At 61.1% G+C, this 24,576-nt stretch carries 21 protein-coding genes; 14 read left to right on the top strand and 7 right to left on the bottom strand.

What is annotated here, in order from left to right; genetic code table 11:
- The first annotated feature begins 118 nt into the window (after window positions 1-118).
- The 13 genes from ABIE28_RS06735 (at window position 119) to ABIE28_RS06675 (ending at window position 13,113) form a co-directional block, all read left to right on the top strand.
- Entirely contained in the window at window positions 119-1,696 is a 1,578-nt protein-coding gene (locus tag ABIE28_RS06735; protein WP_354061310.1) for an ABC transporter substrate-binding protein, read from the top strand.
- 79 nt (window positions 1,697-1,775) lie between these two features.
- Window positions 1,776-2,756: an ABC transporter permease gene (locus ABIE28_RS06730; protein WP_354061308.1), complete on the top strand. Its 981-nt coding sequence runs from the start codon at window positions 1,776-1,778 to the stop codon at window positions 2,754-2,756.
- Between the two features lie 4 nt (window positions 2,757-2,760).
- Window positions 2,761-3,720, top strand: coding sequence for an ABC transporter permease (locus tag ABIE28_RS06725; protein WP_354061306.1), 960 nt, complete (start codon window positions 2,761-2,763; stop codon window positions 3,718-3,720).
- Window positions 3,720-5,360, top strand: a complete 1,641-nt coding sequence (locus ABIE28_RS06720) for an ABC transporter ATP-binding protein (protein WP_354061304.1) — start codon at window positions 3,720-3,722, stop codon at window positions 5,358-5,360. The genes ABIE28_RS06725 and ABIE28_RS06720 overlap by 1 nt, the downstream gene beginning before the upstream one ends.
- Before the next feature lie 15 nt (window positions 5,361-5,375).
- The gene (locus ABIE28_RS06715; protein WP_354061302.1) at window positions 5,376-6,041 is read left to right on the top strand and encodes a TetR/AcrR family transcriptional regulator; all 666 of its coding nucleotides are present in this window, start codon (window positions 5,376-5,378) and stop codon (window positions 6,039-6,041) included.
- A complete protein-coding gene (locus ABIE28_RS06710; RefSeq protein WP_354061300.1) occupies window positions 6,028-6,546 on the top strand; it encodes a sigma-70 family RNA polymerase sigma factor in 519 nt (172 codons plus the stop codon). Before ABIE28_RS06715 ends, ABIE28_RS06710 begins: the two co-directional genes overlap by 14 nt.
- Window positions 6,546-7,307: an anti-sigma factor family protein gene (locus ABIE28_RS06705; protein ID WP_354061298.1), complete on the top strand. Its 762-nt coding sequence runs from the start codon at window positions 6,546-6,548 to the stop codon at window positions 7,305-7,307. The genes ABIE28_RS06710 and ABIE28_RS06705 overlap by 1 nt, the downstream gene beginning before the upstream one ends.
- A gap of 95 nt (window positions 7,308-7,402) precedes the next feature.
- The gene (gene fgd, locus ABIE28_RS06700; protein WP_354061296.1) at window positions 7,403-8,398 is read left to right on the top strand and encodes a glucose-6-phosphate dehydrogenase (coenzyme-F420); all 996 of its coding nucleotides are present in this window, start codon (window positions 7,403-7,405) and stop codon (window positions 8,396-8,398) included.
- A gap of 34 nt (window positions 8,399-8,432) precedes the next feature.
- Window positions 8,433-9,263, top strand: coding sequence for a coenzyme F420-0:L-glutamate ligase (cofE, locus tag ABIE28_RS06695; protein ID WP_354061294.1), 831 nt, complete (start codon window positions 8,433-8,435; stop codon window positions 9,261-9,263).
- A 5-nt stretch (window positions 9,264-9,268) separates the two neighbouring features.
- A complete protein-coding gene (locus tag ABIE28_RS06690; RefSeq protein WP_354061292.1) occupies window positions 9,269-10,216 on the top strand; it encodes a putative F420-0 ABC transporter substrate-binding protein in 948 nt (315 codons plus the stop codon).
- Window positions 10,213-11,226 carry a putative F420-0 ABC transporter permease subunit gene (locus ABIE28_RS06685; RefSeq protein WP_354061290.1) on the top strand — a complete coding sequence of 338 codons (1,014 nt, stop codon included), beginning with the start codon at window positions 10,213-10,215 and terminating at the stop codon, window positions 11,224-11,226. Before ABIE28_RS06690 ends, ABIE28_RS06685 begins: the two co-directional genes overlap by 4 nt.
- The gene (locus ABIE28_RS06680; protein ID WP_354061288.1) at window positions 11,223-12,008 is read left to right on the top strand and encodes an ABC transporter ATP-binding protein; all 786 of its coding nucleotides are present in this window, start codon (window positions 11,223-11,225) and stop codon (window positions 12,006-12,008) included. Before ABIE28_RS06685 ends, ABIE28_RS06680 begins: the two co-directional genes overlap by 4 nt.
- 103 nt (window positions 12,009-12,111) lie before the next feature.
- A complete protein-coding gene (locus ABIE28_RS06675; RefSeq protein WP_354061286.1) occupies window positions 12,112-13,113 on the top strand; it encodes a TIGR03842 family LLM class F420-dependent oxidoreductase in 1,002 nt (333 codons plus the stop codon).
- A 138-nt stretch (window positions 13,114-13,251) separates the two neighbouring features.
- Here the strand turns inward: ABIE28_RS06675 and ABIE28_RS06670 are convergent, their stop codons facing one another.
- From ABIE28_RS06670 to ABIE28_RS06640, 7 genes are all read right to left on the bottom strand, one after another.
- Complete coding sequence (locus tag ABIE28_RS06670; RefSeq protein ID WP_354061284.1) at window positions 13,252-14,088, bottom strand: MBL fold metallo-hydrolase; 837 nt, start codon at window positions 14,086-14,088, stop codon at window positions 13,252-13,254.
- 3 nt (window positions 14,089-14,091) lie between these two features.
- Window positions 14,092-14,871: a TatD family hydrolase gene (locus tag ABIE28_RS06665; RefSeq protein WP_354061282.1), complete on the bottom strand. Its 780-nt coding sequence runs from the start codon at window positions 14,869-14,871 to the stop codon at window positions 14,092-14,094.
- A 2-nt stretch (window positions 14,872-14,873) separates the two neighbouring features.
- Window positions 14,874-16,424, bottom strand: a complete 1,551-nt coding sequence (gene metG / locus ABIE28_RS06660) for a methionine--tRNA ligase (RefSeq protein WP_354061280.1) — start codon at window positions 16,422-16,424, stop codon at window positions 14,874-14,876.
- Window positions 16,421-17,449: a DNA polymerase III delta subunit-related protein gene (locus tag ABIE28_RS06655; RefSeq protein WP_354061278.1), complete on the bottom strand. Its 1,029-nt coding sequence runs from the start codon at window positions 17,447-17,449 to the stop codon at window positions 16,421-16,423. The genes metG and ABIE28_RS06655 overlap by 4 nt, the downstream gene beginning before the upstream one ends.
- Window positions 17,446-18,132, bottom strand: coding sequence for a dTMP kinase (tmk, locus tag ABIE28_RS06650; protein ID WP_354061276.1), 687 nt, complete (start codon window positions 18,130-18,132; stop codon window positions 17,446-17,448). Before tmk ends, ABIE28_RS06655 begins: the two co-directional genes overlap by 4 nt.
- Before the next feature lie 161 nt (window positions 18,133-18,293).
- On the bottom strand, window positions 18,294-19,439 hold the full coding sequence (locus ABIE28_RS06645; RefSeq protein WP_354061274.1) for a D-alanyl-D-alanine carboxypeptidase family protein: 1,146 nt from the start codon (window positions 19,437-19,439) through the stop codon (window positions 18,294-18,296).
- Between the two features lie 42 nt (window positions 19,440-19,481).
- Window positions 19,482-20,531 (bottom strand): septal ring lytic transglycosylase RlpA family protein, encoded by a 1,050-nt coding sequence (locus ABIE28_RS06640; RefSeq protein ID WP_354061272.1) that lies wholly within the window; start codon window positions 20,529-20,531, stop codon window positions 19,482-19,484.
- A 257-nt stretch (window positions 20,532-20,788) separates the two neighbouring features.
- On the opposite strand from ABIE28_RS06640, the gene metH reads away from it, so the two are divergent.
- Window positions 20,789-24,541, top strand: coding sequence for a methionine synthase (gene metH / locus ABIE28_RS06635; RefSeq protein ID WP_354061270.1), 3,753 nt, complete (start codon window positions 20,789-20,791; stop codon window positions 24,539-24,541).
- The last annotated feature ends 35 nt before the right edge of the window (window positions 24,542-24,576 follow it).

The following is a 24,576-nucleotide window of genomic DNA, read 5'->3' as shown; positions in this document are numbered from 1 at the left end:
GCGGATTTTTCGACGGATTGGCGCAATTGATCTGTTGGAGAAACTAGGCTTTCGTGTGGCCCAAATCCCCCATTCATCAAATTCGAGGGGGTTATATTCGGGAACGGAGAGAACGTAGATGCAGAAGACACTTGTGCGCCTTACAGCGGCGCTGATCGCTTCGACTATGCTTGTTGGGGCTGCCAATGCGGAGACGATCCGGTGGGCGCGCGCCTCTGATGCGCTGACCCTGGACCCTCACTCGCAGAACCAGGGCGTGACCCACACTTTCGCCCACCATATCTATGAAACCCTGCTCGATCGCGACAGCGACGGCAATCTGCAGCCGCGCCTGGCGACCGAATGGTTTGTCAAGGACGGCGACCCGACCGTCTGGGTTTTCAAGCTCCGCGAAGGCGTCAAGTTCCACAACGGCGCTGACTTCACCGCTGAAGACGTTGTCTTCTCGTTCAACCGTGCGCGCTCGGACGGCTCCAACCTCAAGCAGCTCCACGCTGAAGTGGCAGACGTGACCGCTATCGACGACCACACGGTCGAAGTCCAGATGATCGGCCCTTCCCCGCTCTATCCAAACAACATCACCAATACCTTCGTGATGGATAAGGATTGGTCGGAAGAGCACAAACTGCAGGACGTGCAGGACTTTGCCGCTGGCGAGAGCAACTACGCCGTGCTCAACACCAACGGCACCGGTCCATACGTGCTGAAGTCCCGCGAAGTGGACGTGCAGTCGGTGCTGACCGCGTTTGAAGGCCATTGGGCCGACGCGCCTGCCGTTACCGAAATCGTCTATCTGCCGATCACCGACGCGGCGACCCGCGTTGCAGCGCTGCTTTCGGGCGACGTTGATCTGGTACAGGACGTACCAGTGCAGGATATCGAGCGTCTGCGCAATTCGGCCGGCTTCAAGATCGAAACTGGTCCAGAAAACCGCTTCATCTATTTTGGTTACCGCTTTGGCGAAGAGCCACTGAAGTCGTCCAACATCACCGATAGCAACCCGATCAACAATTCCCTGGTTCGTGAAGCCATGGAACTGGCGCTCGATCGCGACGCGATCAAGCAGATCGTGATGCGTGGCAACTCGATCCCGACCGGTATCCCCAACCCACCATTCGTCAACGGCTGGACGGCTGAACTGGACGCCTATCCGGCGCCGGATCTGGAAAAGGCCAAGGCCCTGCTGGCTGAAGCGGGTTACCCCGATGGTTTCTCGATCACGCTCGACACGCCAAACAATCGCTATGTCAACGACGAGGCGATCTCGACCGCGCTCGTTGGTATGCTCGGCCAGATTGGCGTCAAGGTGACCCTCGCCTCGCGTCCAGTTGCCGAACACTCGCCACTGGTCATCAACAACCAGAGCGATTTCTACCTGCTCGGCTGGGGCGTACCGACCTTTGACTCGGCCTATGTGTTCAACGATCTGGTGCACACCAAGACCGACAAGCACGGCACCTATAATGGCGGCCTCTATTCCAACCCAGAGCTCGATGAAAAGATCATCGCACTGGGAACCGAGACCGACCTGGATGCACGCAATGCCAGCATTGCCGAAATCTGGGAAGTGGTGAAGGCAGACCGCGTTTTGCTGCCGATCCACAATCAGGTTCTGTCCTATGCGATGCGTGATGGCATGACCCTGCCGGTCCATCCAGAAGATCAGCCGCGCCTGACCACGGTCACGTTCGAGTAATCCTTCCAGCAAGTCCAGAACCGCCGCAACCCGCCCTTTTCGGGGATGTTGCGGCGGTTCTCAATTTTGGAGGGACATCGTGCTCGCCTTCGTTGTTCGACGACTCTTGCAGTCCGTCATCGTCATGCTGGTCGTGGCGTTCATTGCATTCCTTGTGTTCCGATATGTCGGTGACCCTGTCACCTCTATGCTCGGCCAGGATTCCACCATCGCCGACCATGAAGCGTTGCGCGAACGGCTCGGGCTCAATCAGCCCTTCTACATCCAGTTTTATCACTTCGTGACCAATGCCCTGCAGGGCCAGTTCGGCATTTCCTATCGTCTGCAACAGCCAGTCGGGAAGCTCATCATGGAGCGCCTGCCGGCAACCATCGAGCTGGCACTGGCCTCCGCCACCATCGCTCTGGTGGGTGGCGTCATCTTGGGCATCTACACCGCCTTGCGCCCGCGCGCTTTCTCGAGCGGCGTCATCATGACGGCCTCGCTGATCGGCGTGTCCTTGCCGACATTCCTCATCGGCATCGGCCTGATCTATGTCTTCGCCGTCGAGCTCAAGGTGCTGCCATCGTTTGGTCGCGGCACGGTGACCGACCTCGGCTGGTGGCGGACGGGCCTGCTGACGGAGTCCGGTCTGCGCTCACTGATCCTGCCGGCAATTACGCTGTCGCTGTTCCAGCTCACGCTGATCATGCGGCTGGTGCGGGCGGAAATGCTCGAAGTGCTGCGCACGGACTATATCCGCTTTGCAAGAGCACGCGGGTTGTCGACCCGGGCCATCAATTTCGGTCATGCGCTGCGCAACACCATGGTGCCAGTGATCACCATTACCGGCCTGCAGCTGGGCTCGGTCATCGCCTTCGCCATCATCACAGAAACGGTGTTCCAGTGGCCCGGCGTCGGCTCGCTTTTCGTCAACTCGGTTCAGGTTGTCGACGTACCGGTGATGGCTGCCTATCTGGTCTTTGTGGCCCTCGTCTTTGTCGTGATCAATCTGTTCGTCGACATCCTCTACTTCATCGTCGATCCGCGCCTGCGCGACGGCGTTCGCAGCGGGAAATAGCCCCATGACAGACCTGCCGCACAGCCCCGAACAACCCGTCGTCGCCGCCAAGGTGTCGCGCTGGAAGATGTTCCTCGGCTCAGACATCTTCTGGTCGTACCGCCGTTCGCCGGTGACCATCATTGCTTCCATCATCGCCTTTCTGCTGGTGATGATGGCGGTGTTTGCGCCGCTGCTGGCGCCCCATAACCCATTCAATCCCGCCACGCTCAACCTCATGGATGGAATGACGGCGCCGAACACTGAATCCTACACCGGCAAATACTTCGCCTTCGGCACCGACAATCAGGGCCGCGACGTGCTGTCTTCGATCATGTACGGCAGCCGTGTTTCGCTGTTCGTCGGCTTCTCCGCCACCATGTTCGCCATGGTGATGGGCGTCGGCCTTGGCCTCGTCGCCGGTTATTTCGGCGGCATCTGGGATGCTTTCATCATGCGCGTCGCCGACGTGCAGCTCAGCTTTCCGGCCATCCTGATCGCGCTGCTGATTTTCGGCGTCGCCCGTGGCGTCATCCCGGCGAACCAGCAGGAGGGCGCCGCCATCTGGGTGCTTATCTTTGCCATCGGCCTCGCCAACTGGGCGCAGTTTGCCCGTACTGTGCGCGGTGCAACCATGGTGGAGCGGCAGAAGGACTATGTGGCGGCCGCCCGCATCCTGGGCGTCAATCCGTTCCTGATCCTGCTTCGCCACGTGCTGCCCAACGTCATGGGTCCGGTGCTGGTCATCGGCACGATCGGTCTGGCTCTGGCCATCATCGAAGAGGCAACGCTGTCTTATCTTGGCGTTGGCGTTCCACCGACCCAGCCATCGCTCGGCACGCTGATCCGTATCGGCCAGCAGTTCCTGTTCTCTGGCGAATGGTGGATCCTGCTGTTCCCGGCCATCACCCTCATCTTGCTAGCCCTGTCGGTCAACCTTCTGGGTGACTGGCTGCGCGATGCTCTTAATCCGAAGTTGCGCTGATGACCGAACCAGTCCTTTCCGTCAAAAACCTCGTCGTCGACTTCCCCTTCCATGACGACAATTTCCGTGCCGTAAACGACATCTCCTTCGACATCATGCCGGGGGAGATAGTGGGTGTGGTTGGTGAGTCCGGCGCCGGCAAGTCGATGACCGGTTCTGCCGTCATCGGCCTGATCGAACGCCCGGGTCGCATCACCTCGGGCGAGATCCTGCTCAAGGGTCAGCGTATCGACAACCTGCCCGAAAAAGAGCGCGCCAGCCTCCGTGGCAAGCGGATCGGCATGGTGTTTCAGGACCCGCTGACCAGCCTCAACCCGCTCTATACCATCGGGTTTCAGCTGATCCAGACCATCCGCGCGCACTTGCCGCTCGATGAAGATCAGGCGCGTCGGCGGGCCATCGACCTCCTCACCGAGGCCGGCATCCCCAAGGCGGCCGAGCGGATCAATTCCTACCCGCACCAGTTCTCCGGCGGCATGCGCCAGCGCGTGGTGATTGCTCTGGCCATTGCGGCAGAACCCGAACTAATCATCGCCGACGAGCCCACCTCGGCGCTCGATGTGTCGGTGCAGGCCCAGATCATCAAGGTGCTCAAAAAGCTCTGCTCCAATCACGGCGCAGCGGTGATGCTGATCACCCACGACATGGGCGTCATCGCCCAGACCGCCGACCGCATGGTGGTGATGCATCAGGGCAAGATCGTTGAAACCGGCACGGTGGGAGACATCATCCGTCGCCCGCGCGAGCCCTATACGGTCAAGCTGATCAACTCGATCCCCACCATTGCCAGCGATCGCTCCGGTGCCCCTGCATCGGCGCCCGCCAATGACGATGGGGCTTTCGTTCAGATCAAGGGCATCGTGCGCGATTTCGAACTCGGCGGCGGCAACTTCACCAAGCTGTTCAAGTCCAAAGCCGAAGTCTTCCGCGCGGTCAACGAGGTCTCCTTCTCCATCCAGAAGGGCAAGACCTACGGTCTTGTGGGCGAATCCGGTTCAGGCAAATCCACCTGTGCCAAAATGATCGTTGGGTTGGTGCGTCCCACCGACGGCAAGATCCTTGTCGACGGGCACGACGTCTGGGCCGGTGGCGCGGGCGAGCACGAACGGCGCAAGCGCGTGCAGATGATCTTCCAGGACCCCTATGCCAGCCTTAACCCCCGCTGGCGGGTCGCCGACATCATCGCCGAGCCCATGCGCACGCTGGGCATTGCCCGCAACAAGGGCGAAGTTGAAGGTCGCGTCGCCGACCTGCTCAACAAGGTGCGGCTCGATCCGTCCGTCATGCGGAAGTTCCCGCATGAATTCTCCGGGGGTCAACGCCAGCGCATTGCCATCGCGCGAGCCCTGTCGAGCCAGCCTGAATTCATCGTCTGCGACGAGCCAACCTCGGCGCTCGACGTGTCGGTGCAGGCACAGGTGCTCGATCTGATGCGGGCGCTGCAGGACGAGTTCGGCCTCACCTACCTGCTGATCAGCCACAATCTGGCTGTAGTGCGCCAGATGTCGAGCGCCGTTGGCGTCTTGCACAATGGCGTTCTGGTGGAATCGGGGCCCACCGACGAAATCTTCGATAATCCGCAGGCGGATTACACGCGGATGTTGCTCGATGCCGTGCCGGACATTTCCAAGGTCGCTTGAGGTGGATGGGCTCTAGTGGACACTCTCGAAACACAGCGTCGCCGCAACATCATTGATTGCACCATCAGCGTATTGGTGCGCGATGGTGTGGCGGGAACCTCGCTGTCGCGGGTTGCAAAAGAGGCCAAGGTCGCCAAGGGAATCATCTGCTACTATTTCAAATCCAAGGACGGCCTCTATGACGCCGTCCTGACCAGCGTGCGCGACCGCACCGTGGCTGCAGCCATCACCAAAACAGAAAGGTTGGATGATGCCTGGGAGCGCATTTCAGCCTTCGTCGCTGCCTACCTCGCCCATGTCCGTGACCACCGCGCCGAAGTCCTCGCCTTGCGGCATCTCGCATCAACCAATGCTGGTGGCAGCGCCGCATCCGATCACCTATCCGTCTGGCGCGAGCAGCAGACCTGGCTGGCCGATGTCCTGACGGCCGGCCAACAATCGGGCGACTTCAAGGATTTTGACGTACAGGTGGTGGCCAATGCCCTGTCCGGCGCCATCGAAAGCGGCCTGCTGCAATGGGCACACGACCCGGAAGCCGATCTCGATAATCGCGCCGAGCAGTTGCTGGCCCTGTTCGAGCCCGGCGTCAGAGACACGCAGTTTGACCCGGTCCGACAAAATCCGCATCTTGAGCGCAATGAGGCGACCACCCAGTCCGGCACGGAACATGGCACCCCGTAAGCTCCGCAAATCAGATGTGCTCGACGAGCTACCCTCACTGCGCCGTTATGCGCTGAGCCTCACGCGCAATGCAGTGGACGCCGAAGACCTGGTGCACGATGCCCTCGTCCGCGCCATCGAGCGTAGTTCCACTTTCCGCGCGGACGGCAATCTGCGCGGCTGGCTATTGTCCATCGTCCATAATCTGCACGTTGACGGTCGGCGCTCAGGCGCCAGTGCCATCGGCCGCGACGCAGAGTTCGCCGCCCGCATGGCGGAAAACCTGCCCCCCAACCAGTTTGATAATTTGCGGCTGGCGCAGGTGCGCCGAGCATTCGATCTGCTGCCCGAACAACAACGCGAAGCAATGCATCTCGTGACCATCGAAGGTTTGAGCTATGACGAGGCCGCCGCGGTGCTGAGCGTGCCGGCGGGCACGGTCATGTCGCGCATTTCGCGTGGGCGCGAAGCCCTGCGTCGCTGGGAAAGCGGCCCATCCCTGAAACTGGTCAAAGGAGGCGAGTAATGCCACACAGCGAACCCGTCGATCCGGTCGAACTCGCTGCCTACGTCGATGACCAGCTCGATGTCTCGCGCCGCATCGCGGTCGAACATTGGCTGTCGCAAAACCCGTCTGCCGCCGCCGATGTGATGGCCGACCTGCGACTGCGCGACGAGTTGCGCTTCGTGCGTGGTACCGACGAAGTGCCCGCATCGCTCGCCACCGACGTCCTTGCGCGGCGCCTCAACGGCCGTCTGCAGCGCGACAGGATATTCCGCAACCTGCGCCCCCTGATGGCCGCATCGCTGCTCCTGACCATCGGTTGGCTCGCCCACGCCCAGATCGGCAACACGCCCGCTTTGGCCTCCAGCACCGTGCCCGAATATGTCACCGCCGCCGTCGTCGCCCACCACACCACCGAACTGCGCGCCTTAATGCACTCGCAACCCCAGGCCACCGAGTTCGACCCGGTCGAACTTCTCGCCAGAACAGACATTATGATGCCCGTCCTGCCCGTCGGCTGGACCATTACCGACGTTCAGGTCTACCCGTCCGAATTCGGTCCAAGCATTGAAGTCGCGATCAACACCAATGACCTCGGCCCCATCTCCATCTTCGCCGCGCGCCCCGGCCAGTCCCTGACCACGTCCCCCATGACCCTTCCCGTCGAAGACACCACCACCGCCTACTGGCAACTAGGCCCCACCGCCTACGCCCTAGTCTCCTCCGCCGCACCAGCAGATGTAGCAAAGACGGCGACCGCACTGTTTGAGTCGATGCGGTAGAGTGTGCCTTTTCTCCATCCCCCAAATAATTCCCATGGACAATTTTGACCGTTTGGTAAAAGTATCTACGGGTCCGGTGAGCATTGGGGAGTGAAATGCGCTTCGGTTACAAAGCTTCTGCTGAACAGTTTGCACCGAACACACTGCTAGGCTTTGCCATTGAGGCGGAGCAAGCCGGGTTCGACTCGGTTTTCATCAGCGACCATTTTCAGCCCTGGAAACATACCGACGGCCATGCGCCGTTTGCACCGGCCTGGATGGCTGCAGCTCTTGCGCGGACTGAAAAGCTGATTGTTGGGACGTCGGTGCTGACACCGACATTTCGGTTGCATCCTTCGGTCGTTGCCCATGCCTTTGGCACGCTCGGCGCCATGTTCCCTGAGAGAGTCATTCTCGGCGTCGGCACCGGCGAGTCGCTCAATGAAGTGCCGTCGACCGGCATGGTCTGGCCCGAGCTCAAGGAACGCTCGGCGCGCCTTCGCGAGGCCGTGACGCTGATCCGCAAGCTGTGGAGCGAGGATCGAGTCACCTTTGATGGCGAATTCTACAAGACGCAGAATGCCACAATCTATGACAAGCCCGACAGGATGGTGCCGATTTATCTTGCTGCCGGTGGACCGCTCAATGCGAAGTATGCTGGGCGTGCGGGCGACGGTTTCATCTGCACCTCGGGTAAAGGCGCCGAGCTTTACGTCGACCAATTGCTGCCCAACGTCGCTATTGGCCGCGCCGAGTCAGATCGAGCCGGATTGCCGTTTGAGCGCATGATAGAGGTCAAGGTGTCCTTCGACACCGACCCTGCCGCTGCGTTGGAAAACACACGCGGCTGGGCGGCATTGTCGCTGACCGCTGAGGAAAAGCACTCGGTTGAAGACCCGGCCGAAATGGAACGTCTGGCGTCGCAGCTGCCCATCGAGCGCATCGCCAAGCGCTGGATTGTTTCAAGTGATCCAGAAGAACATGTTGCGGCTATAAAGACCTATATCGATTATGGTTTTGATCATCTGGTGTTCCATGCACCGGGTGACGACCAGAGCCGCTTCATCTCGCTCTATGCCAAAGAAATCCTGCCCCGTTTGCGGGCACTTTAGCCCTGCCCGCTGGCCGACCGTTGGAACACTTTCGATGACTTTGCCGCGATACACAGTTTGGGGCGTGACCGGTCTGCCCGAGATCAACAAGGGCGATGACCTGGTGGATCACATCGCGACTGCGATCGACGCGTCGATCTCGACCGATCCGGACGCCGAGCTGCAGAATGGCGACATTCTGGTCATCACCAGCAAGATCGTCTCCAAAGCCGAGGGCATGCAGGTGCCGGTGGCCGATCGCGAAAAAGCCATTGCTGCCGACACCGTTCGGGTCGTCGCCGAGCGCGTCCATCCCGGCGGCGTGACACAGATCGTCGAGACGCGCCACGGCCTGATCATGGCGGCAGCCGGCATCGATACGTCGAACGTGCCCGATGGTCTTGCTTTGCGGCTGCCGGAGGATCCGGATCGGTCGGCGCAGGACATCTGCCGTGGCCTCCGGGAGCGTTATGGCGTCGATCTTGGTATCATCATCACCGACACGCTTGGCCGCCCGTGGCGGGTTGGGCAGACCGATGTTGCGATTGGCGCGGCCGGTATCATCGTCACCGATGATCTGCGCGGCGGCACGGATGCCAATGGCCGAGCGCTCAATGTGACCATCACCGTACTGGCTGACGAACTGGCTGGTGCAGCCGATCTGGTGAAAGGCAAGGCCAGCGGCATTCCGGTGGCCGTGGTGCGCGGCCTGTCGCGACTGGTGACCGACGTTGGAGCACCCGGTGCGCGCACGCTGGTACGCTCGGTCGACGATGACATGTTCCGCTTCGGCTCTGCCGAGGCCTATCAGCTTGGCTATGAGGCGGCCCTCGCCGAACAGCGTGAGCAAGAATCCCAGAAGCTAAATCGCGTCAATCAGGACTGACCCCAATGCGTCCCCTGCCCTTAACTCTCGGTTTCGCCGTTCTTCTTGCATCGTCCAGCTACGCTTTCGCGCAAACCACATATCCGCTGACAATTGAGAATTGCGGCTTCTCGGTCACGCTGGCCAAGTCGCCGGAGCGGGTGGTTACGCTCAAATCCACAACCACCGAAATGCTACTCGCGCTCGGTCTGGGCAACCGGATCGTCGGCGTTGGTTTTCAGGATGGACCCGCGCCCGAGCCTTGGACGGCTGCGGCGGCGGCACTGCCAGTGATCGCCGAAAAGCTGCCATCGCAGGAAGTGGTGCTAGAGGCAGAACCCGATCTGGTCTATGGCGGCTGGGAGAGCAATTTCACCGCGGATGGCGCCGGCGAACGCCCGACGCTTGAGAGCCTGGGCGTTGCCAGCTACGTGTCGCCAGCGGCGTGCCGGTCGATCAAGCCAGCCAAGTTGAGCTTTGACGACGTTTTCGCCGAGATCGGCGAAATCGGCACCATTTTCGACGCAAAGAGCAGCGCTGACACGCTGATTGCGGAGCAAAAGGCAGCGCTTGCGGCTGTGGCACCCGACACCCGCGACCTCACGGCGGTCTGGTACTCGTCGGGCACCAAGACGCCATATGTGGGCGCTGGCAGCGGCGCGCCGGAGATGATGCTGGAAGGCCTTGGCCTCAAGAACATTATGGCCGGCGTGGACGATGGCTGGGTCTCGGCGAGCTGGGAAGCCATTGTCGATGCCAACCCGGACGTCATCGTTCTGGTCGACGCTGTGTGGAACTCAGCCGAGCAGAAAAAGAAGCTGCTGGCCGAGAACCCCATAACCAGCAAGCTCGACGCGGTCATCAACCAGCGCTACCTGATCGTTCCGTTCCCTGCATCAGAAGCGGGCGTGCGCAATGTGGGCGCGACGGCGGACATGGCCAAACAACTGGCTGGGATCAGCTTCACGCCGTGAAGCCATCCGCGCTGGCACGTGTCGGGCTTGGCCTGTTGGCGATCCTTGTCGCCAGCCTGATCACGGCGGTAACGTTCGGTCCCGCCGATATCTCGCCCATCGAGGTGTGGCAGACTATCGGCTATCATTTCGGCCTGCTGCCAGAGAGCCCCGTCAGCGTTCTGCGCGATGCCATCATCTGGGAACTGCGCCTGCCTCGCGTGCTGACGGCTGCGGCGGTCGGTTCGGGCTTGGCGCTGTGTGGCGCGGTAATGCAGGCGCTGACGCGAAATCCGCTGGCCGATCCATACCTTTTGGGCCTGTCATCGGGTGCCTCACTTGGCGCTGTGTCGTTCCTGCTACTGGGTGCCAGCCTTATGATGCCGCTTGGCGCATTTCTGGGCGCTGGTGCGGCCATGGCGCTGACGTTGCTGGTGACGCAACTGCTTGGCGGCGCGACGCCAACACGGGCCATTCTCGCGGGTATTTCCATTTCGGCTCTGGCGGCGGCCGGCACGTCGCTGCTGATCTTCTGGTCGGCGACCGGCGACTCCTATCGCGAAATCCTCAGCTGGCTGATGGGCTCGCTGAGTGGCGTCGTCTGGTCGGAGGCATTGCTGGTGATCGCGGCGCTGGTTGTGGCGGGCGTGCCGGTGCTGTTTTCCGGGCGGTCGCTGGATGCATTCGCCTTTGGCGACACGGCGGCGGCGGCTCTTGGCGTCGATGTCGACCGCTTGCGCTGGCTGCTGCTCGGGGGAACGGCACTGCTCACCGGCATATTGGTTTCGATAGGTGGCGCCATCGGCTTTGTTGGCCTGATTATTCCGCATTTGACTCGGCTGCTGACGGGATCGCGGCACCGGGTGCTGCTGCCTGTCGCCATGTTGATCGGCGCCATTTTCATGGTCTGGACCGACACAGCAGCACGCAGCCTGTTTGCGCCGCGTGAACTGCCGGTCGGCATTATCACCGCGCTACTCGGCGCGCCAATTTTCCTGCTTGTGCTGCTGCGTTATCGGCGGATCACATGAGCGACGGCCTGGTCATTTCAAACCTGACGGTGCGGCTCGGCGAACGCCCTATCTTGAGTTCGGTTGACCTGCAGGCAAAGCCCGGCCAGGTGACCGGCCTGATCGGACCCAACGGCGCCGGCAAGTCGACGCTGATGCGCGCCAGCCTGGGCCTGACCCCATCCGAAGCTGGCTCGATCACCTTTGACGGGCAAGACATCCTCGCCTTGCCCCGCCGCACGCGGGCGCAGTTCGCGGCCTTTGTCGAACAAAGCAGCACGACCGATGCGCGGCTATCGGCGCGCGACGTGGTTATGTTGGGTCGCATTCCGTTCCAGTCAGTCTGGCAATCGGGCCCTGCCCCTGAAGATGCCGCTATCGCGGATAGCGCTATTGCTGCCGTGCAAATGGGCGGCTTTGAACAGCGGCTCTATCACACGCTGTCCGGCGGTGAGCAGCAGCGCATCCAACTGGCTCGCGCATTGGCGCAGCAACCACGCCTGCTAATTCTCGACGAGCCGACCAGTCACCTTGATGTCCAGGCGCAGCTTTCGGCCTTCAACCTGCTGCGGCAGCAGGCGAAATCTGGCGTGACCGTCTTGGTCGCCGTCCACGACCTCAACCTTGCCGCAGCCTTCTGCGACCAGCTTGTCGTTCTGCATCAGGGCCGCCAGGTCGCGACCGGAACGCCTGAGCAGGTGTTGACACCTGACCTGCTGCGGACGGTCTATCAGGTCGACGCTACGCTGCTGCGTCACCCCCGCGATGGCCGCCCGATAATCGCCTACGACCTGCCCGGCTAAATCGGCGATCAGCCGCGCAATTGCAATTGACAATCCTTCGATGCGGACCCAGAATTTTGATCGACTGGTCAAAATTTGGATCGAAAGCAAGCGGGAGGCAGCTTTGGAATTCGGTATCACCTTCAAAGGTTTCATCGAGGCGGAACGGGCACGATATCTGGTGCGCGCCGCTGAATATGCCGGTTTCAGCTATTGCTGGTTCTACGACTCCCACATCCTCTGGCGCGATTGCTACGCCGCCATTGCCATGTGCATGGAGCACACCGAAAACATGCGCTTCGGTCCGCTGGTGACCAACCCGGACGTGCGCGACTGGTCAGTTGCCGCGTCGATTTTCGGCTCATTGTCCAAGCAGAGCGGCGGGCGTTTTGATCTGGCGGTTGGCCGTGGCGACAGTTCCATGCGCGTCATGGGCAAGAAGCCCGCAACACTGGCCCGCGTAGCCGAATTCATCGCCAAGACCAAGGCCATGGTGCGCGGCGAAGAGGTCAGCTATGGCGAGATCCCTGCCCCGGTCAAATTCCCCTGGGCCGTCGAGCATGAAATGCCAAGCTGGGTCGCCGCCTACGGCCCGTTGGCCCTCAAGACCGCCGGTGAAAACGCCGATGGCGTGGTGCTGCAACTGGCCGATCCCGGCCTCTGCAAGTGGTTCACCGACCAGTGTATCGACGCCGGTAAAGCGGCTGGCAAGGATATGTCGAACTTCCGCTCAATGGCCGCAGCGCCCGCCTATTTTGGCGACAAGGTCCGTGCCATCGAAGCCACCAAGTGGTTCCCGGCCATGGTGGGCAACCACGTCGCTGATATCGTCGAAAAGTATGGCGCCGACAGCGACAAGGTTCCCGCGAGCCTGACCAGCTATATCGAAAAGCGCCGGGGATATGACTACGCCAAACACGGCCAGGCCGATAATCCGTTCCTTGATTTCATCACGCCCGATGTAGTGGAAAACTTCTGCGTGCTCGGCGAGCCTGATGAACACATCGCCAAAATACATCAGCTTAAGGACGCGGGGATAACTCAGTTCAACATCTATCTCGATAGCGGCGACGAAGAAGAGATCATTGCGGGCTATGGCCGCCATGTGATCCCGGCGTTTCGGTAGGGATTGGGGGCACACCCTCGTGGTTCGAGGCTCGTAAGAACTCGCACCTCACTATGAGGGCTACTGGAAACCCGGTATTTCAACAGCCCTCATGGTGAGGCGGGAGTGTAGCGCCCCTCGAACCACGAGGGCGTGGCACTACCGGTTCAAAATCGCGCCGTTGAGAACATCGATCTGCATCCCATCAAACGCCGGCGTCACGTTCGCCGGCGTTTCTGCGTCGGTGCGGGCATAGTCGAGATCGATGTGCATGTTGGTCAGCACAGCTTGCGTCGGGGCGAAGCGTTCGATCAGGTCCAGCGTTTCTGGCAGGCTGAGATGGCTCGGATGCGGCGTGGGGCGGAGAGCGTCGATAATCCAGAGACTTAGGCCGGAAATGGCTGGAAATGATGCTTCTGGGAAACCGGAGAGGTCGCAGCAATAGGCGAAATCGGCGACGCGGTAGCCGAGCGAGGTGATGTTGCCGTGGGTCTGCTCGAAGGCGGTGACGGTGATGGTGCCGCCGGGGCCATCGACATGCAGCACGCTGCCGGGGATAATTTCGTGGGGGTTGAGGATAGGTGGATAGTCGCTGCCCTTGGGCGCCTCAAAACAATAGCCGAAGGCCTCTCGCAAACGGGTACCGGTTTCCGCGTCGAAATAGACGTCCACGCGGCGGCGATTGTGCAGCGCCAGAACACGCAGATCGTCGATGCCATGCGTGTGGTCGGCATGCGAGTGGGTGTAGAGCACGGCTTCGACACGATCGACATTGGCGGCCAACATCTGCTCACGCAGATCGCAGCCGGTGTCGATGACAAGTCGGGTCGGCTGATCGCTGCCGTCGATCCAGCCTTCGATCAGCAGCGAACAGCGCAGGCGCCGGTTACGCGGCTCGGCTGGATCGCAGACGCCCCAGACATTGCCGATGCGCGGCACGCCGCCCGATGAACCGCAGCCGAGTATCGTTGCGACGATCCGCTGGGCGGCTGGCATGGGTCAGGCAAGTCCCGTTTTCGAGAACAGCCGCGCAAAATTTGCGGTGGTTTCCTGGCCAAGTTGTTCGAGACTTATGCCCCGCACTTCAGCCAGCTTTTCGGCGGTGTGACGCACAAAGCTTGGCTCGTTGGACTGACCGCGATGCGGGATCGGCGCCAGATAAGGCGCATCGGTTTCAACGATGTAGCGGTCGGCCGGAACGAACTTGGCGACCTCGCGGATCTCTTCGGCGTTCTTGAAGGTGATGATGCCCGAGAACGAAATATAACCACCCAGCGCCAATGCGCGACGGGCAAGGCCCACACCAGCCGTGAAGCAATGCAGCACGAAGGGGAATGCGCCCTGTGCGGTTTCTTCCTCGAGGATCGCGGCCATGTCTTCGTCAGCCTGGCGGCTGTGGATAACCAGTGGAAGACCGGTGATCCGGGCGGCAGCAATGTGACGACGCAAGCCAATGGCCTGCGCCTCACGCGGGGCGTTATCGTAGAAATAATCGAGCCCGGCTTCCCCAATAGCAACGCAACGCGGATGGGCACTTAGCCGGACAAGCTCATCTACCTCGATATGCAGTTCCTTGTCCGCATTGTGCGGATGGGTCCCGACCGAGCACCAGACATTGTCGTAGCGCTCGGCTATCGCGGCGTATGTGGAGAACTTTTCCACAAGTGTGGAAATCGTCACCATGCCGGTGACGCCCGCAGCGGCTGCGCGCGCCAGAACACCGTCGATATCGTTGGACAGCGCCTCGAAATCGAGGTGGCAGTGGCTGTCGATCAACATCCCTATTCCGCCTTGCGTTCGAGGCGCGCGAACACGCCTTGCGGTACTGGAAGGGGAGTATCGGTTAGCAGACTGTTAGCATTTCGAGCCGCAGCGAGTGTGCGCTGGTCCTCTGGCACAGCCAACTGGTCGAGCAAGCGCGCTGCCGATGCCGGAACGAAAGCCTGCATCGGAATCGTCAGTCGACGAACCGTGTCGGCCGTCACATAGAGAACGGTCGCCATGCGTTCCGGATCGGTCTTTTTGAGTGCCCAGGGCTCCTGAGCGGCGAAGTAGTTATTGGCGGAACTTAGCGCTGCGATGATCGCGCCGGTCGCTTCGTGAACCAGTTGCTGGTCCATTGCCTTCTGGGCGGCGTCGAGGGCTTCGTCGACTTCGCGGATGATCGCCTGATCGGCTTCCGAGAGCGCGCCGAGCTGGGGCACCTTGGCGTCGCAGTTCTTGTTGATCATCGACAGTGAGCGCTGCGCAAGATTGCCGAGGTTGTTGGCAAGGTCGGCATTGACGCGGTTGACCAGCTTTTCGTGGCTGTAGTCGCCGTCATTGCCGAACGAGACTTCGCGCAGGAAGAAGTAGCGCGATGCGTCAGTGCCGAACTCTTCGATCAGCTCGAATGGGTCAATGACATTGCCGAGCGACTTGCTCATCTTCTGGCCGTCGACCGTGAGGAAGCCATGCGCGAAAACGCGGTGCTGAACCTCAATGCCGGCACTCATCAGGAATGCAGGCCAATAGACGGTGTGGAAGCGGATGATGTCCTTGCCCACGACATGCAGATCGGCTGGCCAGAACTTTTTGAACAGCTCGCTGGCTTCATCGGGGAAACCGACGCCGGTGATGTAGTTGGTGAGCGCATCAACCCACACATACATGACGTGGCCCGGCGCATCGGGAACCGGCACACCCCAATCGAAGGTGGTGCGCGAGATCGAGAGGTCCTGCAGGCCTCCCTTTACGAACGAGATGATCTCGTTGCGGCGTTCCTTGGGCGCGATGAAGTCTGGATTGGACTCGTAGAGGTCGAGCAGCTTCTGCTGGTAGGCCGACAGGCGGAAGAAATAGGTTGGCTCTTCAACCCAGTTTACTTCGGCGCCGGTGGGGGCAAATTTCTTGCCGTCCTTTTCCGTCAGCTCTTCTTCGTCGAAATAGGCCTCGTCGCGAACCGAGTACCAGCCTTTATAGGTGGACTGGAAAATGTCGCCATTGTTGTTGGCGGACATTTTCTTCCAGATCGCTTGGCTGGAATCGTAGTGGCGCTTTTCGGTGGTGCGGAGGAAATCGTCGTTGGAAATGTCCAACACTTCCGCCAACCGCCGGAACTCGGCCGAGTTGCGGTCAGCCAGTTCGCGCGGCGTGATGCCCTGCGCGGCCGCCGTCTGCACCATCTTGATACCGTGCTCGTCCGTGCCGGTCAGGAAGTAGACTTCCCGACCTTCGAGGCGCTTGTAACGGGCGATGGCGTCGGTCGCGATCATCTCATAGGCGTGCCCGATATGTGGGGCGCCATTTGGGTAGGAGATCGCTGTGGTGACGTAAAACGGCTTAAGGGTCATAGGGACTCGGCAGAAACGGGTGCGGTCATGGCAGAGTGCTTCCTGATCGCGTCAAAAATGGCGACAAGCGTCTGTTTCATATCCAGATTGATGCTGTCGGCCTCGGCGAAAAGGGCGTGTGCCTTGTCCCATAGCTCGTTGGCCGAGGCAAGACGTCTGCGGGCTCCGGGCTGCATGGCGGCGTTGCGCGCCTCATCGGCCATCCAGTCATCGAGCATTTCGCGGGCGAAGCTTAGCTCGGTGCTCTGGGTATCGGCGCCGAGGGCATCGGCCAGTTTGAGCGACACACCGGACGGATGCTGCGCCGGATTAGCGAGCCACGTCTGCAGCGCGCCGAGCGCGGAATCGGCTTCAAGCGCCAAGGTTTCGAAGGCGCGGCGTGGGCGGCCGCCGGCAAGCGAAATCGCCTGATCCACCTCGGCACGTCCAAGGCTTGGATCGTGCTCGACCAGCACGGAGCGCACGTCGTCGGGCGCGACCGGCCGCAACGCCAGGTTGTGGCAGCGCGATTTGATGGTTGGCAGTAGCTGTCCAGGGCGATGCGAGATCAGCAGGAAAATCGTGTCGGCTGGCGGCTCTTCCAGCGTCTTGAGCAACGCGTTGGCAGCGGACGGATTGCAATCGTCGATGCTGTCGATGATCGCGACGCGGTGACCGGCCCTGCCCCGTGTGTGATGCAGGCTATCGCGCAGCTCGCGAATGTCTTCGACGCGGATCACGGTGTAATAGCTTTTGCTGTCCTTGGGACGGCGGCGCAGCAGGAACAGATTGGGATGGGACATCGCCGAAACCTGTTCTTCGACGCGATGGGCTTCCTCATCGCCCGTGGAGGTCAGGATGGCGGCGGCGAGTTCAAAGGCAAAGGTCGCCTTGCCGATACCCTGCGGACCATGCAGCAGAATGGCGCCGGGCAGACGGTGTTCCGCCAATTGCTTGAGGATAGCCGAGCGGGCGTTCTCGTGCCCGCGGGCACGCTGGCGGCGCTCGGGTGGCACCATTTCGGCAAGTCCGTCGGGATCACTCACGCCGGTGAGCCTTCCAGAAGTTCAGGGAAGCGCTGGCTGACGACCGCCCAGATGGCGGCCTCCAGCGCGTTTTCGGACTGTGCGGCTTCGATGACGACGCAGCGGTCAGGGTTTTCCTTGGCGATAGCCAGGAACCCTTCGCGCAGGCGCTTGTGCCACTCGATCTCTTCTTTTTCAAAGCGATCGCCGGTCAGGGCAAGACCATCTTCGATGGCGCGATCAGCGACACGCTTGAAGGCGGCATCAGGGTCCATATCGAGCACGATGGTGAGATCGGGGGTGTTGCCGTCGAGGGCCAGTGACTCAAGGCCAGCGATCAGCTTGTCATCTACGCCACCGGTCAGGCCCTGATAGGCGCGGGTGGAATCGTGGAAGCGATCCGACAGTACCCAGGTGCCATTGCGCAGGTTGGGCGCGATCAGCTGATTGACGTGATCAAGCCGCGCCGCGGCGAACAGCACGGCTTCGGCCCCCGGCCCCCAGCTTTCGGACCGCCCTTGCAGGATGAAGGAGCGGATAGCTTCGGCCTTGGGCGTTCCGCCGGGTTCCCGCGTGCGCACGACATTGATGGCGCGGCGCTCAAGGTTTTGCTGCAGACGCTTGATCTGGGTGGATTTGCCAACGCCTTCGCCACCCTCAAAGGTGATGAAACGGGCGCGGCTGCTGTTTGACGCTTCGGGCATGAGCACGTTCTATACGAGTCAGATTTGCAGAACCAGTCGGGTGTGGGAGCTTACGTGCCAAAGCGCGAGGTACGGCGGCATTGCGGCACGACCTCGTGGTTCGACAGGCTCACCATGAGGTCTACTGGATGAGGGCTACTGGGGAGATATACTGGGGCGTCTCAGAGCCAGCCGAGGGCCAGTTGCTTTAATGCGTCGGTGGCTTTGCGCATGACGTCGCCTTCTTCCACCGTGTAGGCAGCATAGAGCGGCGCAGTTTGCACGAGTTGGTCATCACAGAAGACGCGGAGTTCAGCGACCTTGTCGCCTTCCATCACCGGCGGCATTAGCGGGCCGGTATAGACCACGGTGGCGGAGAGGCAGCGGCGAGAGCCGCGTGGCAGGTAGAGCGCGACCTCGCCCTTGCCGACCAGCCCGACGCTGGAACTGGTGCCGCCATAGACGTTGGCATAGGTGACGATGGCGCCGTCGGGATAGGCCGAGACGCGCTCAAAGGCCCGAGCGCCCCAGGTGATCAGCTTGCGGCCCTCTTCGGCGCGCTGTGCCATCGACGGCAGGCCATGCAGCACCGCGACAAGACGGCGCCCGCCTTCGGCCGTCGAGATAACCGACCCGTAACCGGCAGCTTGCGTATGGCCGGTTTTGAGACCGTCAACGCCAATGCCCATTTCGACCAGCGAGTTGCGGTTGGGCTGCTTGATCTTGTTCCACTCCATCTCGGGCTCGGAGAAGTAGTGGTAGTATTCGGGGAACTCGCGGATCAGGTAGCGGCCGAGATCGGCCAGATCGCGGGCCGTGACATACATGTCCGGGTCCGGCAGGCCGGTGGAATTGGTGAAGTGGGAGTGCTCAAGCCCGATCTCTATCGCCAGCTCATTCATCATGGCCGAGAAGCTCCCTTCGGAGCCGGCAATGCCTTCGGCCAGAACGATGGCCGCATCATTGCCCGACTGGATGATGACGGAGCGGACGAGGTTTTCGACGCTGATCTTGGAATTGAGTTCGGCAAACATGGTCGAGCCGCCCGAGCGCGCGCCACCGGTGCGCCAGGCGTTTTCCGAAACGAAGAACTCGTCGGCCATGTTCACGCGGCCATCGCGGATTTCGTGGAACACCACAGCGATGGTCATGAGCTTGGCCATGCTGGCCGGCTCGATCCGGGCGTCGGCATCTTTCTGGAAGATGACCGTGCCGGATTCATTGTCCATCAGAATGGCGTAGGGTGCCTTGGTTTCGAACAGGACCTGGGCCAGAACTGGCGCCGTCAGCGCCAGCATTGTCGCCACTGTTAGCCAGATCTTTTTCACGACCACCTGCCCCTTCGGCGCCGGGCTTTCCCGGCTGTTATATTAATAGAGAACTATGTCGTTAAGGCCAAGCTCGCGGCCCAGATCCTGCACATCAACTCTTGAGGCGCCGGCCTTGAGATGGGTTAGAGTCAGGCGCGTCGCCGGACGGCCATTGACGGTCACCTGCTCCTCATCCACCGCGCCGAGAACGGCGAAGCGCTCGGCGATATTGATGGCGTTGTTCTGGTCGCTGAAGACGCCAAGACCCAGACGGATCGAGCGGGAATCGGCATCGACTGACTGCACCCAGTCATTGAGGTCGGTCGTGCGGGTCGCCATGGCATTGACGGCCGAGAAAGCCGTGCCGATCGCTGCATCCTGCTGCTCTGGCGTGGTGTCGGCATACGAGAAGAAACCGCCGAAGAAATCGCCGGCAATATCGGCAACGCTGCGATTACCACCGGCCGATGCGACACGGGTATTGCTGGAGCTGCCGCCATAGTTGGCCGGGCCGGAATAGCTGGCGACCAGCATGCGGGTGTCATCACCCTCAAGTGGCGCTGGGCCGACATATTCGGCCTTGATTGTCGTATGGCCGTTGTTGACGTAGCCTAGCATTTCGGCGGCGCGGTGCGACAGGTCCATGATGCGGCCGGGCATATAGGGCCCGCGATCGTTGACGCGAACGACGACCGAACGGCCATTGGCTTCGTTGGTGACGCGGACATAGGACGGCAGCGGCAAAGTGGGATGGGCGCCAGTCAAAGCGTTGGCCGAGAAAATCTCGCCATTGGCGGTGCGGCGGCCGTGGAAATCGGAGCCATACCAGGACGCGTCGCCGGTCGCGACATAGCCGGGCTGCTCGGCTGGCGTGTAGACTTTGCCGCGGACCGTATAGGGTTTGCCGACCTGATAGCGGCCGCCACCCTTGGGCGGATTGGGATTATTGGTGACGCGCGGCGAGGCGCTGACACCGAATTCGGACGACGTGAAGGCGCCGCGTTTGACTGTGGCGCCGAGGCCACCACCGCTGGCACAGGCCGCAATCATAGGGGTGATCAGGGTCGCCAGGGCGACGAAACGGATGGCATTGCGCCAGGCGGGCGTCATCACTGTACTCAAACTCTTTTACGCTATTCACACTATGAGTACGGACCATAACGCGTTTTGGCCGCCCTCACCCGCACAGAACAGGTTTCTGGTTTCAGTGAGGTTAAAGACAACAGACTGTTAGCGTTGAGAGTAACATTTGACGCGAAAACGTTCCCAAAGTGAGACAGAACGCGCACCCATCGGAACTTGCATCACGCCAGATATAAAGATATCTTTATGTGATCGGAAAATCACCGAACCTGAGGTATTTGGCGATGAGCCAGCACGATGACGCCCATATTCCCGACTGGAACGAGGTCCGCGCAGCGCTGACCAAGGCTGCGCGCGAACGCATCCTGATTCTGGACGGCGCGATGGGCACCATGATCCAGCGCCTCAAACTGACCGAAGAAAATTTCCGCGGCGAACGGTTCAAGGACTGGCAGCTGCCGCTCAAGGGCAATAACGATCTGCTGGTTATAACCGAACCGCAGATGATCGAGGATATCCACTACCAGTATTTCATGGCTGGGGCCGATATCGCCGAAACCAACACGTTTTCGGGCACATGGGTGGCGCAGGCCGACTATGAGTGCGAAAGCGCGGTCTATGACATCAACTATCAGGGCGTCGTCGTGGCGCGCCGGGCTGCTTTGCGCGCTGAGGCCGAAGACGGTCGCCGTCGCTTTGTAGCGGGCGCTATCGGACCGACCACCAAGACCGCGTCCATGTCGACCGACGTGGCCAGCCCCGGTTTCCGATCGATCACGTTCGAACAGTTGCGCGACGCCTATAGCGAGGCCATTCGCGGCCTGCTCGACGCAGGCGCCGACCTGCTGCTGTTTGAAACCATCACCGATACGCTCAACACCAAGGCCGGCCTGTTTGCTGCCCGTCAGATTTTTGACGAGCGCGGCATCGACGTGCCGATCATGATTTCGGGCACGATTACCGATCTCAGCGGCCGCACGCTGTCGGGCCAGACGCCAACGGCGTTCTGGTATTCGGTGCGCCACGCCAATCCGATCACCATCGGGCTGAACTGCGCGCTCGGCGCCAATGCCATGCGCGCCCACCTGGCCGAACTTTCGGACGGCGCAGACACGTTCATCTGCGCCTATCCCAATGCCGGCCTGCCCAATGCGTTCGGTCAATATGACGAGACGCCAGAATTCATGGCGGAGCAGATCGAGGGCTTTGCCGCTTCCGGTTACGTCAACATCGTTGGCGGCTGCTGTGGCTCGACGCCCGACCATATCCGCGCCATCGCGCAGGCAGTGGCCAAGCATAAGCCACGCGCCGTGCCCGAAGTGCCAAACCTGCTGCGCCTGGCCGGCCTTGAGCCCTTTACGCTGACCAAGGACATTCCGTTCGTCAATATCGGCGAGCGCACCAACGTCACCGGCTCGGCCCGCTTCCGCAAGCTGATCACCGCTGGCGACTATACCGCTGCGCTCGACGTGGCGCGCGATCAGGTGGCCAATGGCGCCCAGATCATCGACATCAACATGGATGAGGGCCTGATCGACTCCAAACAGGTGATGATCGAGTTCCTCAACCTGCTCGCGGCCGAACCCGACATCGCCAAAGTGCCGCTGATGATCGACTCGTCCAAGTGGGACGTGATCGAGGCGGGTCTGCAATGTGTGCAGGGCAAGGCGCTGGTCAATTCGATCTCGATGAAGGAAGGCGAAGAGGCCTTCCTGCATCACGCAAGGCTGGTGCGCGCCTATGGCGCTGCGGTTGTGGTGATGGCATTCGACGAGCAAGGTCAGGCCGATACGCGCGCCCGCAAGGTCGAAATCTGCACCCGCGCCTATAAACTGCTGACCGAGGAAGTGGGGTTCCCGCCGGAAGACATCATTTTCGATCCCAACGTCTTTGCAGTCGCCACCGGTATCGAAGAACACAACAATTATGGCGTCGACTTCATCGAAGCGACCAAGGACATCACCGACACCCTGCCCCATGTGCATATTTCGGGCGGTATCTCGAACCTCAGCTTCTCGTTCCGCGGCAATGAGCCGGTGCGCGAGGCGATGCACGCCGTGTTCCTCTACTATGCCATCCAGAATGGCATGGACATGGGCATCGTCAATGCCGGGCAACTGGCGGTTTACGAGAGCATTGATCGCGAACTGCGCGACGCCTGCGAGGACGTGATCCTCAACCGCCGCGACGACGGCACCGACCGCCTGCTGGCGCTGGCCGAACGCTATCGCGGCACGGCGGGCAAGGAAGTGGCGGCCAAGGATTTGAGCTGGCGCGAAAAGTCTGTCGAGGACCGCATCGCGCATGCACTGGTCAACGGCATTACCGAATATATCGACGCCGACACCGACGAGGCGCGGCTGAAGTCGGCGCGTCCGCTGCATGTGATCGAAGGCCCGCTAATGGCCGGGATGAGCATCGTCGGCGACCTGTTCGGCTCGGGCAAGATGTTCCTGCCGCAGGTGGTGAAATCGGCCCGCGTGATGAAGCAGGCCGTGGCGCTGCTGTTGCCTTACATGGAGGCCGAAAAGAATGCCGACGGTAACGCTACGGGCCGCCAGAGCGCCGGCAAGGTGCTGATGGCGACGGTAAAGGGCGACGTGCACGATATCGGCAAGAACATCGTCGGCGTCGTGCTGAGCTGCAACAATTACGAGATCATCGATCTCGGCGTCATGGTGCCGACGGCCAAAATTCTGCAGACCGCCAAGGAGCAGAATGTCGACATCATCGGGCTGTCAGGCCTAATCACGCCATCGCTGGATGAAATGGTGCATGTCGCCTCCGAAATGGAGCGCGAAGGCTTTGACATTCCGCTGCTTATCGGCGGCGCGACGACCAGCCGCGTCCATACGGCGGTCAAAATCCACCCGCGTTACCATGCGGGGCAAGCCGTGCACGTCAACGACGCCAGCCGCGCCGTGGGCGTGGTGGGTAACCTGCTCGGCAAGGACACCAAGGTCAGCTTCATCGCCGACATTCGCGCCGAATACGCCAAGGCCGCTGCAGCTCATGAACGGGCCGAAAGCGAAAAGCAGCGCGTGCCGTTGGCCAAAGCCCGCGCCAATGCGTTCAAGCCGGACTGGGCTGGTTACACGCCGCCCAAGCCGAGCTTCCTTGGTACCAAGGTGATCGAGGACGTCGATCTCAAGACGCTGGCCAGCTATATCGACTGGACGCCGTTCTTCCAGACCTGGGAGCTCAAGGGCCGCTATCCGGCGATCCTGCAGGATGAGCGCCAGGGCGAGGCCGCACGCCAGCTGTTTGACGACGCCCAACGGATGCTCAAGCAAATCATCGACGAAGACTGGTTCAAGCCACGCGCCGTGGTGGGCTTCTGGCCGGCCAATGCCGATGGCGACGACATTCGTCTCTATACCGACGAAGGCCGCGCCGAAGAACTGGCAACGCTGTTCACCCTGCGCCAGCAGCTGTCCAAGCGCGACGGCAAGCCCAATATGGCTTTGTCGGACTTCGTGGCACCGGCCGGCACGCCGGACTATATCGGCGGCTTCGTCGTGACAGCCGGCATCGAAGAGGTCGCTATTGCCGAGCGCTTTGAGGCAGCCAATGACGATTACTCGTCCATTCTTGTCAAGGCACTGGCCGACCGCTTCGCCGAGGCGTTCGCCGAATATATGCACCAGCGTGTCCGCAAGGAATTCTGGGGCTATGCGGCCGACGAAACGCTGAGCAATGAGGAATTGCTGGGCGAAACCTATCGCGGCATCCGTCCGGCGCCAGGCTATCCGGCCCAGCCGGACCATACGGAAAAGACCACCCTGTTCCGCCTGCTCGACGCTGAAAAGCAGGCTGGCGTGACCTTGACGGAAAGTTTTGCCATGTGGCCGGGCTCGTCGGTTTCGGGGCTCTTCTTCAGCCATCCCGATGCGTATTATTTTGGCGTAGCCAAGGTGGAGCGTGATCAGGTGATGGACTATGCGGAACGCAAGAACATGCCGCTGGCCGAGGTCGAGCGGTGGCTGGGGCCGATTTTGAACTATATTCCGGGTCCGGCGATCGTGGCGGCGGAGTAGAGGCGGCGAAGCTGAACCTTTTTTGGGATACCCCC

The sequence above is a fragment of the Devosia sp. 2618 genome (assembly GCF_040546815.1).
Taxonomy (GTDB): domain Bacteria; phylum Pseudomonadota; class Alphaproteobacteria; order Rhizobiales; family Devosiaceae; genus Devosia.
The sequence above is the reverse complement of the archived record's forward strand: the minus strand, read 5'-3'. Positions and strand labels throughout refer to the sequence as shown.